Raw genomic sequence first — 14,955 nt, 5'->3', positions numbered from 1 at the left:
TGTTTCACGTGGTAGCACCCCGGTAACAAACCTGTCACCCGATAGAAATCGCTGCACGATTATCTATCACTCGACAGGTTCATCGGGCCGGAGCGCCCACGACCAGGAAGACCCGCCATGACCGCAACAGCGCAACCACCCTCGGCGCCGAGCGCCGGGAGTGCCTCGCAGATCGGCGACTCCGACGATCTCTCTGCCTTCGGTTACACCCAACAGTTGCACCGGTCATTGGGGACCTTCGCATCCTTCGCGGCAGGATTCTCGTTCGTATCGATCCTGACCACGATTTTCCAGCTCTTCGGTCTCGGCTTCTCCTTCGGCGGGCCGGCATTTTTCTGGACATGGCCCATCGTCTACGTCGGCCAGTTCCTCGTCGCGCTCTGTTTTGCCGAAATCGCTGCCAGATACCCGATTTCCGGCGCCATCTACCAGTGGGCGCGGCGCATGGGCGGTGAGGTCATCGGATGGTTCGGTGGCTGGTTCATGATGCTCGCGCAGATCGTCACCGCGTCTGCCGCGGCAATCGCGTTGCAGGTGGTCATGCCGTCGATCTGGGAAGGCTTCCAGATCATCGGCGACGACGCCGCTCTGACCAGCACCAGCGGAGCATCCAACGCGGTCCTGCTCGGCTCGATCCTGCTCGTCATCACGACCTTCATCAACTGCATCGGCGTCAACTGGATGAGCCGGATCAACAACATCGGCGTCACCTGCGAGATCGTCGGTGTGATCGCGGTGATCCTGGCGTTGTTCACCCACGCCGAGCGTGGACCCGACGTCGTCTTCGACACCGGCATCCCCGGCGAACAGCCCGGCTACATTTGGGCATTCATCGTCTCCGGTCTGATGGCCGCTTACGTGATGGTCGGATTCGGCTCTGCAGGCGAACTCGCCGAAGAGACCAAGAACCCACGCCGCGTTGCTCCACGCACCATCCGCCTGGCACTGACGGTGTCTGCGATCGGCGGCGGCCTGATGCTGCTCGGCGCGCTGATGGCCGCACCCAGCCTGGGTGAAGAACTCGCCGTCGGCGGTCTCCCCTACGTCCTCGACTCGGTCCTCGGGTCGTTCTGGGGCAAGGTCCTGCTCTGTGACGTGGTGATCGCGATCTTCATCTGCACCTTGGCAATTCAGACCGCATGCTCACGACTGATGTTCTCGATGGCACGTGACGACCGGCTGCCCGCCTCCAAGATCCTGGCGCACGTCAACCCGAAGACCGGCACCCCAATCGCCCCGTCGATCCTGATCGGAGTCCTGTGCATCGCCGTGCTGGTGGTCAACGTCGGCAACTCCGCGATCTTCGCGACCCTGGCCAGCGTCTGCATCATCCTGATCTACCTCGCCTATCTGTCCGTCACCGGTCCGATGCTCTGGCGCCGGATCAAGGGCTGGCCCGGTGAAGACGTCCCCGTTGACAACGAGGGTAAGAAGCTGTTCAACCTGGGACGCTTCGGGATTCCGATCAATATCTTTGCCGTCGTCTATGGATTCCTGATGGTGATCAACCTCGCCTGGCCGCGCGAAGAGATCTTCGATCCGGCCGGTGACATGCCGATCCTCAAGTGGGCAGGCCCGATCTGCATCGTGGCCGCGATCATCGTCGGTATCGCCTGCTTCCCGCACGGCAAGAAGCATCCGATGCCGGTCCCGGCGCCGTCAGCTGCAGCTTCCAAGTAGCAGAACGTTCAATCTACCTACTGCACAAGGATATTCACCATGACCACAACCGGAGCCACCACCGGAACCACAGCGGGCGCCCGCGAGCATGCCCGCGCTCAGGCCCAGGCCATCACCGACTCCATGCCGGTTGTTCCCGCCTCGGCCTGGCCGGCGATCCCGGAACAGGTCCCGCCGCAGGACATGACGTGGGCCGAGACCATTCCCGGCGGGCGCTACAGCGTCAAGGTACTGGCACGGGGTACGCGGCTACGACTCCGCGACGTGACCGGCACCGGATGTGCGCATCTATTGCTCTGGCGTTCCGATGCCCCCTGGGAGAGACTCAATGTCGCCGACACGGTGAAGGTGCCGTGGCAGGCGTACCTCGGCGCCGGCCATCCCCTGCTCAGTGATCAGGGCCGGGCGCTGGCCACCATCGTCGAGGACACCTCCGGCCACCACGATGCCCTGTGTGGCACCACCACACTGACGACCAATACCGAGAAATATGGTGCCGGAGAGGTCCATTCGCACTCCCCGGCCGGCCGGGAGCTGTTCACACTGGCCGCGGCCAAACAAGGACTCACCCCCACCGACGTGGTGCCGTCGATCTCCTTCTTCCACAGTGTCGTGGTCGAAGCGGACGGCTCGCTCACCTCCAAAGGGTCTGCCGGACAGGACAAGTACGTCGATCTGGTGCTCCACCTGCCCTGCACCGTTGCCATCGTCAACACCGCCCATCCCCTCGACCCCTCCCCGACATTCGATGTCGGGCCGGTGGAGGTGCTGGCATGGAAGGCACCCGCCGACCTCGACGCCGCTGTTGCCGGGCTCGATGACACCGCCCCCGAATACCAGCGTGCGGTTCTCAACTCCGAAGACGCCTGGAACGCTGCACATTTCGAAAGGACCATCTGATGTCCACCACCGCAACAGCATCCGCCGCCACGACATCGGCCGCAGAGCTGGCCCTGGTCGCCGGTGAGGTGATCGCCGACCACGTGATCGGAGATCGCGCACCATGGTCGGGTGTCGTGGCTGCCGGCGACGTGTTGACCATGGTCGACCTACATGGCAATCAGGCCGTTGACACCCTCTTCTTCGGCGCCGACGATCATCGGGTCAGATACTCCGCCCAGGCGACGATCGCCGCGCAGGGCAACATTTTCCTGACCACCGGCAGCGTCATCCGGGATCACGAAGGGGCCCCGATGATGACCATCGTGGCCGACGAGGTCGGCAATCACGACACGGTCGGCGGCGCCTGTTCACAGGAATCGAACACGCTGCGATACGGGCACCACACCAAGCATCAACACGCCTGCGTCGAGAACTTCCTCATCGGCGGTGCGCCACACGGTTTGGGCAAGTCCGACCTGGTCGGCAACATCAACTTCTTCATGAATGTGCCGGTCGACGCCGACGGTTCGCTCGGCATCGTCGACGGATTGTCTGCGCCGGGGCGGCGACTGGCCCTGCGCGCCGAGATCGACACCCTGGTGCTGATCTCCAACTGCCCGCAGATCAACAACCCCTGCAACGGATTCGACCCCACCGCCGTCCGGGTGATCGTGACCCGGCCGGCTGCAGTTTCGAAAGGCGTCTGAAGCAATGTCGACGATCTCGGTGCTGCGCGCAGGTCCGCAGACCACCATCCAGGATTGGCCCGGACGCATCCGGCACTGGCAGGTCGGTGTCCCCCCGTCGGGACCGATGGACGACCTGTCCTTCCGGTTGGCCAACGTCGCGGTCGGAAATCCCGAGGGCGCAGCAGGACTCGAGTGCACCCTGATGGGCCCGCGGCTGACCTTTGCCGAAGACACCGTCGTGGCGGTGACCGGTGCACCGGTGATTGTCACCGTGGGTTCGACCCCGATGCCGCAGTGGGTCCCAATCCCGGTGAAGGCCGGCGAGGTCCTCGACGTCGGCGCTGCCGGACCGGTCGGGATGAGGGTCTACGTGGCCGTCGCAGGCGGTGTGGACGCGCAGGAGTATCTGGGTAGCCGTTCCACGTTCACACTCGGCAAGTTCGGTGGAAAGGACGGCCGTCCACTGATCGAGGGCGACACGCTCACCTGCGCCGGTGCCGATCTGGTCAGTGCACCCCGGCGCATCCTGAACGAGGAGAAGCCGGCCCTCACCGACAACTGGCATCTCGCGGTGACCGTCGGCCCGCACAGCGCGCCCGAGTTCTTCACCTTCGAAGACATCGAAGACCTCTACAACACGCCCTACGAAGTCCATTTCAACTCCGATCGGACCGGCGTCCGACTCGTCGGGCCACAGCCCCGTTGGGCCCGGACCGACGGCGGCGAAGCCGGGCTGCATCCATCGAACATCCACGACAACGCCTACTCCGTCGGTGCACTCGATTTCACCGGCGACACCCCGATCCTGCTCGGCCCCGACGGCCCGAGCCTCGGCGGATTCGTCTGCCCGGTCACCATCACCACCGCCGATCGCTGGAAGATGGGCCAACTCAAGCCGGGTAACACCGTGCGCTTCGTCCCCGTCCGTTCCGCCGAGACCGCCAGCCCGGCCGACCTCGGTTCGGCCCGCCGCTCCGACATCAGCGTCGTCTTGTCATCCGGCGGCGATCTCGACAACGGTGTCCTGGGATCGACCATGACCGCCGACGGCAGCACCGTGGTCACCTACCGACGCAGCGGCGACGACAACATCCTGGTCGAGTACGGCGAGATGACCCTCGACCTGGCATTGCGGGCGCGGGTTCATGCGCTCGCCCAACGGATCGACGCGGACCGCCCGGCCGGACTCATCGACCTCACCCCGGGCATCCGATCACTGCAGGTCAAGGTCGATCCGACCAAGTTGCGGCAGTCGGTTCTGCTGGACTGGCTGATCGAATGCGAGGCCCAACTTCCGGCCGCATCCGAGTTGGTGGTCCCGAGCCGCACCGTCCACCTGCCCCTTTCGTGGGACGACCCGGCGACGCGGGAAGCCATCGAGCGCTACATGCTCGGAGTCCGTTCGGATGCCCCGTGGTGCCCGTGGAACATCGAGTTCATCCGACGTATGAACGGACTCGGTTCGGTCGACGACGTGCATCGCATCGTCTTCGACGCCGAGTACCTCGTGCTCGGCCTCGGCGATGTGTATCTCGGTGCCCCGGTTGCGGTGCCACTGGATCCTCGCCACCGACTGGTGACCACCAAATACAACCCGGCACGCACGTGGACACCGGAGAACGCGGTCGGGATCGGCGGCGCCTACATGTGCATCTACGGCATGGAAGGCCCCGGCGGCTACCAGTTCGTCGGGCGCACGACGCAAGTGTGGAATCATCGACACCCTCTGGAGGCGGCAGGGTTCGACCCCGAGCACCCGTGGTTGCTGCGCTTCTTCGATAAGATCAGGTGGTACCCGGTGAGCGCAGACGAACTGCTCGACCTTCGGGCCGACACGGCCGCCGGACGCGGCCGGGTGGAGATCGAGCACGGAACGTTCTCACTCGCCGAACATCAGAAGTATCTCGAGGAGAATGCCGCCGACATCGCGACCGAGCGAACGTCGATGGAGATCGCCCGAAACGAAGAACGTCGACGCTGGTCCGACAGTGGCGAGTTCGCCATCAAAACAGGAAGGGTGGCATGAGCCGCATCACCGAGATCTACGCCGCCATCGCCGCGGCCGATCGCCCCGAAGTCTTCATCACACTGCGCGATGAAGCCGACGTAACCCGGGAACACACTGCATCTTTGGCCGCCGGAGGTCCGCTTGCCGGTGTTGTCCTGGCAGTGAAAGACAACGTTGATGTGGCCGGACTCCCGACCACCGCCGCCTGCCCCGGATACGAGTACCTGCCCGACGTCGATGCCGCTGCGGTCGCCGCACTCCGGGCAGCGGGCGCGGTCGTCATCGGCAAGACCAACCTGGACCAGTTCGCGACCGGCCTTGTCGGTACCCGCAGTCCCTATGGAGCGGTGCGTGATTCCCGCCGTGACGACCGGATCTCGGGCGGTTCCAGTTCCGGATCCTCAGTCGCCGTCGCACTGGGTTTCGCCGACATCGCGATCGGCACCGACACAGCCGGATCCGGCCGCGTGCCTGCCGGATTGCAGGGCATCGTGGGCATCAAACCGACACTGGGCGTGGTCAGCACCGCCGGCGTCGTGCCCGCGTGTGCGAGCTATGACTGTGTCACAATCCTCGCCGCCGACCTCGATCTCGCCAATCGTGCGATGGGTGTCATGTCCGACGTCGGAACATGGCCCGCCAAAACATATTTTGCGGCCGGCGAGCAGCCCGTGGTTGCGGTCCCGGACACATTGCCCGCATTGGATGAACACTGGCAGGCCGCATTCGAAGCGGCCGTCGGCCAGGCCGTGTCGGCGGGCATCGCGGTCAAGCGCATCAAACTCGACGACTTCCTCGCCGCCGCCAAACTCTTGTACGAGGGAGCGTTGGTGGCAGAGCGTTATGACGCTGTCGGCGAGTTCATCTCGGCCGCCAAGGATTCGGACGGCCTCGATCCGACCGTGGCCGGCATCATCGGTGATGCCGATCGCTTCCGGGCAACTGATCTGTTGGCCGACCGTCGACGCGTCGAGGAGCTTCGCGTCCGCGCACTGGAGACGCTCGGCGACGCGTCGGCACTCTTGGTTCCGACTGCCCCGATGCATCCGACACTGGCGCAGGTGGCTGCCGATCCGGTTGGTGTCAACGCGACGATGGGCACGTACACCAACTTCTGCAACTTGTTCGATATGTGCGCCGTGGCAGTCCCGGCCGGAGAAGTGATCGAATCGGACGGCAGCACAGCGCAGTTCGGGATCACCGTGATCGGACGTGCATACGACGACGCCGTCGCCCTCGACATCGCCGGGCGCATCGGCAGCAGCCTGCCTGCCACCGGTCCATCCTGGCCGGAGCGGGCCGGCGCCGACGTCACCGAGGTGTTTGTTGTCGGGGCCCATCTTCGTGGACAGCCACTGGACCGCCAGCTGACCAGTCGTGGCGCCCGCTGGTCGGGTGAGGCCGCGACCGCACCGGACTATCGCCTGGTCGCACTCGACACTCAACCCGCCAAGCCAGGACTGGTTCGAGACAGCGAACACGGCAAGTCCATCCGCGGTGAACTCTGGACCCTGTCACCGGCAGCCCTCGGCGAATTCCTCGCAGAGCTGCCCGCACCGATGACACTGGGGCCGGTAGAACTGTCCGACGGTCGCTGGACCGTCGGCTTCGGATGCAGCCACGACTCGGTGGCCGATGCCGAACCACTCACCGCGACACACTGGTTGGAGCGCTGAACACTCCGCACTAACCCCGAAGTTCCGAGATGACCCGCCCGTACGCCTGCATATCGGCGGCGGGCGGGTCGATCGGCGTGATGTAGCTGACCCCGAACCTGTCCCGCAGTTCCCGGATGCGCGCAACGACCTCACTGTGACTGCCGTGCAATCCGTTTGGCAGGGACAGGAGTTCGGCATCGGTATCCGTCGGCCGATGGCTGCGAAGGACATCGAGGTCGGGGTCACGATCGATGGCGAGATCGAAGATGATCAGATTGATCTCGAGTTGATCGAACCGATCACCGGCCTTGGATCGGATGAAATCAACACGCTCGGCCAGCATCTCGTCGTCGGCCACTGCGGCGATGGCAACGATGTCGGCATGCTCCGCCGCGAGGGTGAGAACCTTGTCTCCGGTACCGGCGATCATGATCGGCGGCGGAGTCTGCACCGACGGAGGCTCGTGGTCGTCGCGGCCGAGAAGGTCTTTGAGTGCCAGCACCATCTCCCGCAAATGCTGCACCCGCTGCCCAGGCGTCCCGAAAGGTATTCCAGCAGCCTCAAACTCACTCTCCACATAGCCGGCGCCAAGACCGACCTCGAACCGTCCACCACTGAGTTGATCGACGCTGGCGATGTCCCGGGCCAACAGTACCGGTCGATAGAAGCCGACATTGAGCACAAACGTGCCGACCCGGACGGTTGGCGCGGCCGCCGCTGCGGCGGCCAGCATGGGGAAGGGCGCCCCGAGTTCCAGGTGGTCTGGCAACAAGATCACATCGACGCCACATCGTTCGGCATCACGCACCTCCGCCAGAAAATCATCCGCGCTGCCACGACCCAGCAGATTCACACCGAAACGGAATTCACGCGTTGCACCCATGAAATCCACCATATCGAAGGATTCCACCTCCGATGCCGGAGATACGGCATGGACAATGGAACAATTTGTGGTGCTGTGGATCTCGATCCCCAACACCCCAACATATATGCTCATAGGGTGACGTCGGCCGTTCCCGAAATGCCCATTCCCGAGCTGCTCGCCAGATTTGTCACCGCAGATGAGCCCGTCGAAGCCGTGTGGATGAACGGCGCCGGCGGAGTGACATACCGCTTGGGAACCGGGCCGACGACCCGCTATTTCAAATGGCAGCCCCCACATGCGGAAGTGTCGTTGGAACGTGAAGCGCGCAAGCTGTCTTGGACGAATCCGCACACCCCATCGCCTCGCGTCATCGCGGCTGGTCGGTCCGAGCGGGCGGCATGGCTTCTCACCCGCGCACTCCCCGGGAGCAGTGCTGTATCGCCGCGCTGGCTCGCCCGACCCGATATTGCAGTCCGGGCTGTCGGGCGTGGTTTGCGGGAACTCCATGACAGTTTGCCGGTCGAGCAGTGCCCCTGGCAATGGGATCCAGCAACACGCATCGCCGACGCCGCCTCCAGAAACATTCACGTGGACCGCGTTCTTCATGACCCCCCTACGGTCGATCATCTCGTCGTCTGCCATGGGGATGCGTGCTGCCCCAACACCATCCTGACCGACGCCGGGGAGCTCTCCGGTCACGTCGATTTCGGTTCCCTTGGTATCGGTGATCGTTGGGCAGATATCGCAGTGGCCGCCATGAGCACCCAATGGAACTACGGACCTGGTTGGGAGCATGAACTGGTCAGCGCGTACGGACTCCCCGTTGATCACGTTCGGTTGGACTACTACCAACGGCTGTGGAACGCCACCTGACACTTGTCGGACCCCCTCGTTACACTAATGGACCGCGAACGTGAGTTTAGCGAAAGATGTTGCAGTGCAACGGGATCAGTTACCCCGAACACTTGTGCGAATGCGATGGGGCGAGTAAAATTGGGCCATGGACTTCGGGGAGATGTTCGCCAGGTTGTCAGATCTGGCAGGGGATGCGACTTTGGTCGCCGGTGATGATGCGCAGGTATCTTCACGAACGGTGGCAGTTATTCGACTCAATCATGTTGTGGAGCAGATACTTTTCCGTCTGGCCGGTGAACTCGATAAGCGTCGGATCGCGCAGAAGAAAGGCGTGGGGTCCACAGCCAAACTATTACGGGACGCAGGTGTCGCGCCGACCGTCGCGCACCGATATGTGCGAGTAGGTAAGGCACTCAGCGGCATTCCGTCGATTGCCGATTATGGAATCGACGGACAACTATCCGGTGAGCACGTGGATGCGATTGTGAAGGGGCTCCATCATATTGAGCGTCGCAACCCAGAACTCCCAGCTACTGACCGTTCCGATTGTGAGCGCGGACTGCTAACCGAAGCGTTGATGGGGACGCCGGCGGCAGTATCGGTACGGGCACGGCATATGGCGTTGGTGTTATCGCCGCCGGACAAAGAGATCCCGGACGCCGAAAACCATGATTTGAACGAGTTGTCATTCGGAACCGGCGATGACGGCCGCACCCACGGCACCCTCGATCTCGATAGTCTGCTCGGCGAAAAGCTGGCGGTGGCACTGGATCCACTGTGCAGGCCGGTACCCGAACCCGACGGCTCGCCGGATCCGCGGAGCACAGGCCAAATCCGGGCTGATGCTCTGGAACGATTGCTGGATTCGTATTTCGATCAGGAAGACCGGCCCACCCGGGGCGGGGCGAAACCACATGTGACGGTGACAGTCTCGCCGGAATATCTGCAACAACTGCAGCTGCGCGGTATCCCGGATCCCACACCGCCGGCCATGGCGCCAAAATTCGAATGGACCGGCCCCGCCTCAGCACCCACCGCCCAGATGGTGGCCTGTGATTCGGTGATCACCAAGATCCTGCTCGACAGTGAGTCGGTCCCACTCGATGTCGGACGCGACCAACGCACCGTCACCCCCGCGATCCGCAAAGCGTTGATCGCCCGCGATCAGGGGTGTGCGTTCCCTGGATGTGGCTGCGCCGCGGTCTACACCGACGCCCACCACATCGACTTCTGGCGCAACGGCGGCAGCACCAGCCTGACCAACATGGTCCTACTCTGCCGCCGACACCACCGCTACATCCACCACCACGGCTGGACCGTGTTCCTGGGCCACGACGGCCATCCATGGTTCATCGCACCCGGCACCACCACCGAACTACGATCCCACGCCCGCCGCACCCTGACCACCGAACTCACCGCCGCATAAGACGGCGAGACACCAAACCGCAAGACCGAGCAACACAGGCTGAACCCTGTGTACTGCAAGATCTTTGAGAACTGAATAGTGAAACCCCGGGGCCATCAGATCCCGGCCCGGCCTGGTAAACGCGCACTGGCGCGATTCTCACCAGGCCGGCCGGGACATGGTGGTACAGCTCCGCATGACAGCGCAGTGGTCGACCACGGTTTCGGGAGCGAACCATCCTGCTGCTGAGGAACTTCCGCACAGACGGCCGCCACGCGGCACAGTCCTACCGCGAAGGTCTGCCCCAAGTGACACCACGGACCCCACGCACTGCTTTCCGCGCCGCACGTCGGGTCACGTTGCGGATCGAAATGGGTGGGTTGGCCCGCAGTGCAGCCAGTTCTTCGTCGTGTCGGCGCCGGAGGTCGGCGATCTCGTCACTGTGCTGCGCACGCTGTTGCTCGAGCTGGTGTACGAGTTCGTCGCGATTGACGGCGGCCTCGGCCATCTCGTATTGCATGGCGAGAACGCGGGTGTACAGCGCAATCCGATTGTTCTCCATGGCCGCCAGCAACGGCGAATTGTTATAGGGTTCGAGCGCTTCACGGAGGCGCTCCGCGCGCTCCACGTCTCCGGTTGGGTAGATGATCCCGAGTCCAAAAATTGCCGGCACCAAAGCGAACTCGTGCGTACCCGACGGTTGCGCTGCCAGGGCGTCTTCGACCGCGGTCAGCACGCCGTTGCGCTCACCCCCGGCCTCGACGGCAACTGTGAACTGACCGAGACCGACGAAACCCGCAGGAGTGACCTCGTCGTGCCACACCGTGGGCCCGTCATCACCGTGCTCGTGAACAGCCTCGGTATCGACAGCGTCGGCGTCGTAATACAGATCTCGCCGACCCCAGGGCCACAAGACGTCATGAAGTATGACGATCGCGTCGGGAGCCTTGGCCAGAATCCAGTCGAGTTCGGCACGGACGGTGGCGTAGTTGTGGTCACCGTCGAGTACGTAGACATCGCCACTCGGTATACCGTCGAGAATCTCCGGCGAGAACCCCTCCACCAGGTGGAGATTGGGGTTATCCGCCAGAGCTTTTCGCATATCCTCGGTCGGACTCGATTCGATGCAGTACACGTCGTTTGCACCGCGCTCGAGGTAGATCGAACTCGCGCCGCCGGATTCGACGCCCACCTCCACCACGATCGCCGGACGCGCCGCCGCGAAGACGCGGCCGATCACCTCGGAGAACAGGGTCAATGAGTGCAGAAGCAGTGGAGCCCTGCGCGCATTCCGCGCCTGGGCATGTGGATCGCCTCGATCCCCGAACTCAGGTGTCGTCACGGTCGTCGTCCTCTTCCTTCGGTGGAGGTGGCGGACTCCCGGCGCGAGTGACGATGCGGGCCACACCGGCAGCCAATGCCAGCGGCCCACCCGCCCGCAGTTCCTCCTTGGCGCGAGCGGTCAACCTGGCGAGTCGCGGTCCGGGTGGCGGTCGATGCTGCAGGCCCGACAACGACTGCGGGAGAACAGCAAACGCGATGGTGACCTGAGCGGTACTGACCGGAGCACCGGCCCGCGCGGCCAACGGTATCCACAGGGCCGAATGTGGGGCGTGGAACTCGACCAGATTGCCGCCCAGCCACGTCGATTCCGCGTACACCAGGCCGGAGAAGTCCCCGGGATGCTCCCAGCGCAGCGGTTCCGGCAACCGATGCCCGCCTGCGGTGACGGTGGCCTCGATCCAGTCCACCCGCACCAGCGCCGGACGCCCTGGGATCGCCAACGAGATGTCGGTCGCGTCGAACGCCTCGAAGTTCAAGCGCGCGAACGACAATCCGTTCCGGTTGATCCGCAACGGAACCTTCGGTCCGTCATGCCACTTGCCGTCGCCGGTCCGGAAACGCAGCACAGTCTCGCTACCCGGGTCGTCCGGTTCGAAGACCTCGGCCGGTACGGCACCCGAGTTCACGGCCTCGGCAGCTGCGGCCAGCTTCGGATCCGTTGCCGCCAGAACCTGCGGCCAGAAAGAGTCCCGCATCAGGAGGTCAGTGACATCCCCCGGCGACATGTACCCGACGGCGGGTAGGAGATCCACCGGGACCACATGACTCACCAGATCGGAGCCGAAGTTGTCCTCGTGCTCCCACGCGCCGAAGACCGAGGCCTCGTCAGCAGTGGGCGAGATGATGGACGACGCCAGGATATTGCCGAGCAGCGGCACCTCACCACCGTTGAACGCCGGCCAGTCCGACAACGCCGAGGCATATCGAATCCATTCACCCTGGAAAGCGTGAACACCCTCGTGCAGCGCTGCGCGCGCGTGTATCTGGCTTGCCGAACCCGCTATCGGTCCGAGGACCGGTTCGCCCTCAGGGGTGAAGTCGAGCAGCGATCCGCAGAGGCTGCTCACCCCCTGTTCCAGAACCTCCGGACTTCGGATGAGGGGGCCGACGATCTCGACGGGTTCACCGGCGGAACCGAGATATCCTTCCAGACGCAGACCACGCAGTGCGACCGCGGTACTGCGTGTGTCAGTCGCGAGGTACAGGCCTGCCGGTGTGATCGGAATCCCGGCCAGCTCCAAGGCCGTTGCCAGCTGGCTCTGGATGGTGGCGCCCCACCCCAGATCCACCAGCGTGAGATCGGTCGAGTCGAGTGCACCAACCGACCGCAGATGCGCGAGGAGCCGTTCTCGGGTGGCTGTTGCCGTGGTGGCGATCCGGTTGCGTATCGACGGAGACTCGGTCAGGGCGGTGGCCACGTCGTCGGCGATGATCCCGTTGTCGAGCACCGTGCCGAGCCGCGCCGACAACGCCGGGACGTCACCGGGCCGCAGCTGGAGGATGCCAAGCAAGCCGCCGATGGTCATACCGTGACGGCGCCGCATGAACTTGTGGATGCTGTCCTGATCGACGACTCCCAGTGCCGCAACCGATGTCAGATGCCGGGACAACCACACCGGCTTCGCGGTGACATCGAAGCCGTGTTGGCGGGCAGCGTTGTTGATCAGGGTCGAGAGCATCTCCCCTTCCCGCATCGGACACCAGAGCATCGAGGTGCCCTCTTCGTGAGCCCGGCGCGCGGCCCATTCGGCAAAGCCGGTGAGCACCGGTCCGAGCACCGATGCGCCGTAACGCCACGTGCAGGCCACATCGGGCGCGACGGCATCGAGTTGCGCATCCTCGATCAACTTGGCGCGCAGGCTCGTGATGCCGAAGTCGCCCTGCGTCAGATCCAGACGAGGCGCGCTGGGACCAAACGGTCCGAGTGGGCTGCGCTCGCGGCGCAGGATCGGCTCGTATCGCTCACCGATTCGCGTGAAGTGCACGGTCCGGACACCCAACTTGCCGGGCACCGTCACATCCGGACGCTTGTTGTCGCCGATGTGCACGATCTGGCTTGGCACCACGCCCAGCGCCTTGACCACGATCTTCCACAGACCTTCGGCCTTGTCCACACCGTGCTCATGCGAGCGAAAAAACCTCGCGGACTTGAGCGGTTCAAGACCCGGCTGGTCGAGAAAGCGGTCGAGATGTTCCTGGAGGAAGTAGGTGTCGGACACCAGAACGATCGGAATCGAGTGCGTGTGAGCGGTGTTGATCACCGACGCGATGTCGAGGTCCGGAACCAGGGTCCGGTATTCCTCGGCGATCTCGGCATCGACGTAGTAGTCGATGTCGCCTGCCAACATGATCGTGGTGGGCATCTCACGCCAGATGTCATAGATCGACACCTCGGGGCCGAGTGCTCCCCGTCGCTCCCGCGAATCCGATTCGGCCACGATCCGCATCCGGCGGAAGGTGGCGGCATCCACCCACGACGGTAAGGCGCCCTCTCTCGCCAGCCGTTCACCCAATACGGCGAACAGATCGGTCGGCCGCGGAACCCGCCGCCACAACACCGTGTCGAAGATGTCCAGCGATAGGACAGAACATGATCCGTCCTGCAGCATCTGCTGTACGTCTGAGAGGGTGGTCCGGCCGCGACGCACCACCTGGTTGTCGGATTCCATCACTTCGTTGATCAGGGCTCTGTCCAATCGTGTTCGTCTGGGTCCAGCCCATCCTAGTGACGCAACCCACTCATGGCGCGAATGACTGATTTGCCGGTCTCGAAACAATGGCGGTCCAGGTACAGAGTCTTGCAATCCAACATCGCGGACTGCGGATATCTCACCGGAACTCAAGTGGGCCAGCATGTTGATCACCGACCCGGTACCTGCAAGATGAGTGGCATGGGTGTCATCTATCTGGTTCGGCACGGTCAGGCCGGCGTCGACGAAAACGGCTACGGCAGTTTGACGGAACTGGGCCGCAGGCAGGCTCGCAACGTCGGCAGGACGCTTGCCGCCCGCGCAGGCAAGGTGAACTTCACGGTGTCGGGAAACCTCGCGCGCCAACTCGAGACGATCGAGGAGATCGTCGCGCAGTTCCCGAGCGGTGCAGCGCCGGAACCGGTGGTGAACCCGGGCTGGAACGAGTACGACCTCGAGCGCCTCGCCCAGACCCACGTGCCGCCCACCGGCAACGCACCCGAGGCCGCCTCCGCGCAGCGCGGGTTCCAGCGCAACCTGGACGGCGCGTTGATCGAGTGGGCGAATGCGGCTGACGGTTCGTATGCGAAATACCGCGACGGTGTTCGAGGAGCCCTGGCCCAGATCGCCGAACACGCCGGACCCGGCCAGGTGGCGATCGCGGCGTCGTCCGCCGGAACCATCGGCGCGGTGATCGCGGACCTCTGGGGCATCAGCCCGGAGAACTGGCCCGCGGTCTCCCGGACGATGGTGAACGCGTCGATCACCAAACTCCTCGTTGGCAGCTCGGGCATCAACGTCATGTCGGTGAACGATCACGCCCACGCCGACATCGACGACGACAACGAAGGCACCCGGCCGATGATGACCATGCGCTGA

Annotated in this window: 11 protein-coding genes; 8 read left to right on the top strand and 3 right to left on the bottom strand. The window is 64.0% G+C overall.

Translation table 11 applies throughout. The annotated features are described in order from the left end of the window. Positions 1 to 117 precede the first annotated feature (117 nt). Genes AC1TPF_RS04900 through atzF form a run of 5 tightly spaced genes read left to right on the top strand, consistent with a single transcriptional unit; the run spans position 118 to position 6,935 of the window. Positions 118 to 1,680: an amino acid permease gene (locus tag AC1TPF_RS04900; protein ID WP_482136238.1), complete on the top strand. Its 1,563-nt coding sequence runs from the start codon at positions 118 to 120 to the stop codon at positions 1,678 to 1,680. Positions 1,681 to 1,719: 39 nt separating this feature from the next. Then, complete coding sequence (locus AC1TPF_RS04895) at positions 1,720 to 2,580, top strand: urea amidolyase associated protein UAAP1 (RefSeq protein ID WP_482142901.1); 861 nt, start codon at positions 1,720 to 1,722, stop codon at positions 2,578 to 2,580. Continuing rightward, a complete protein-coding gene (locus tag AC1TPF_RS04890) occupies positions 2,580 to 3,269 on the top strand; it encodes an urea amidolyase associated protein UAAP2 (RefSeq protein WP_482142899.1) in 690 nt (229 codons plus the stop codon). Before AC1TPF_RS04895 ends, AC1TPF_RS04890 begins: the two co-directional genes overlap by 1 nt. A 4-nt stretch (positions 3,270 to 3,273) precedes the next feature. Beyond that, entirely contained in the window at positions 3,274 to 5,277 is a 2,004-nt protein-coding gene (locus tag AC1TPF_RS04885; RefSeq protein WP_482142898.1) for a 5-oxoprolinase/urea amidolyase family protein, read from the top strand. Continuing rightward, positions 5,274 to 6,935 carry an allophanate hydrolase gene (gene atzF / locus AC1TPF_RS04880; protein WP_482142896.1) on the top strand — a complete coding sequence of 554 codons (1,662 nt, stop codon included), beginning with the start codon at positions 5,274 to 5,276 and terminating at the stop codon, positions 6,933 to 6,935. The genes AC1TPF_RS04885 and atzF overlap by 4 nt, the downstream gene beginning before the upstream one ends. Positions 6,936 to 6,945: 10 nt before the next feature. Here the strand turns inward: atzF and AC1TPF_RS04875 are convergent, their stop codons facing one another. Next, positions 6,946 to 7,800: a TIGR03621 family F420-dependent LLM class oxidoreductase gene (locus AC1TPF_RS04875; protein WP_482142894.1), complete on the bottom strand. Its 855-nt coding sequence runs from the start codon at positions 7,798 to 7,800 to the stop codon at positions 6,946 to 6,948. A 138-nt stretch (positions 7,801 to 7,938) separates the two neighbouring features. On the opposite strand from AC1TPF_RS04875, the gene AC1TPF_RS04870 reads away from it, so the two are divergent. Next, a complete protein-coding gene (locus tag AC1TPF_RS04870; RefSeq protein WP_482144029.1) occupies positions 7,939 to 8,655 on the top strand; it encodes a phosphotransferase in 717 nt (238 codons plus the stop codon). A 127-nt stretch (positions 8,656 to 8,782) separates the two neighbouring features. Next, entirely contained in the window at positions 8,783 to 10,063 is a 1,281-nt protein-coding gene (locus AC1TPF_RS04865) for an HNH endonuclease signature motif containing protein (protein ID WP_482142892.1), read from the top strand. Between the two features lie 265 nt (positions 10,064 to 10,328). On the opposite strand, the gene AC1TPF_RS04860 is transcribed toward AC1TPF_RS04865, so the two are convergent. Both AC1TPF_RS04860 and AC1TPF_RS04855 read right to left on the bottom strand, forming a co-directional pair. Further along, positions 10,329 to 11,384, bottom strand: a complete 1,056-nt coding sequence (locus tag AC1TPF_RS04860) for a class I SAM-dependent methyltransferase (RefSeq protein WP_482142890.1) — start codon at positions 11,382 to 11,384, stop codon at positions 10,329 to 10,331. After that, positions 11,371 to 14,055, bottom strand: a complete 2,685-nt coding sequence (locus AC1TPF_RS04855; RefSeq protein WP_482142888.1) for an HAD family hydrolase — start codon at positions 14,053 to 14,055, stop codon at positions 11,371 to 11,373. Before AC1TPF_RS04855 ends, AC1TPF_RS04860 begins: the two co-directional genes overlap by 14 nt. Before the next feature lie 222 nt (positions 14,056 to 14,277). On the opposite strand from AC1TPF_RS04855, the gene AC1TPF_RS04850 reads away from it, so the two are divergent. Then, positions 14,278 to 14,955: a histidine phosphatase family protein gene (locus AC1TPF_RS04850; protein WP_482136247.1), complete on the top strand. Its 678-nt coding sequence runs from the start codon at positions 14,278 to 14,280 to the stop codon at positions 14,953 to 14,955.

This window comes from Williamsia sp. Y853, from assembly GCF_056786495.1.
This window is presented reverse-complemented; position numbering and strand designations above follow the sequence as displayed.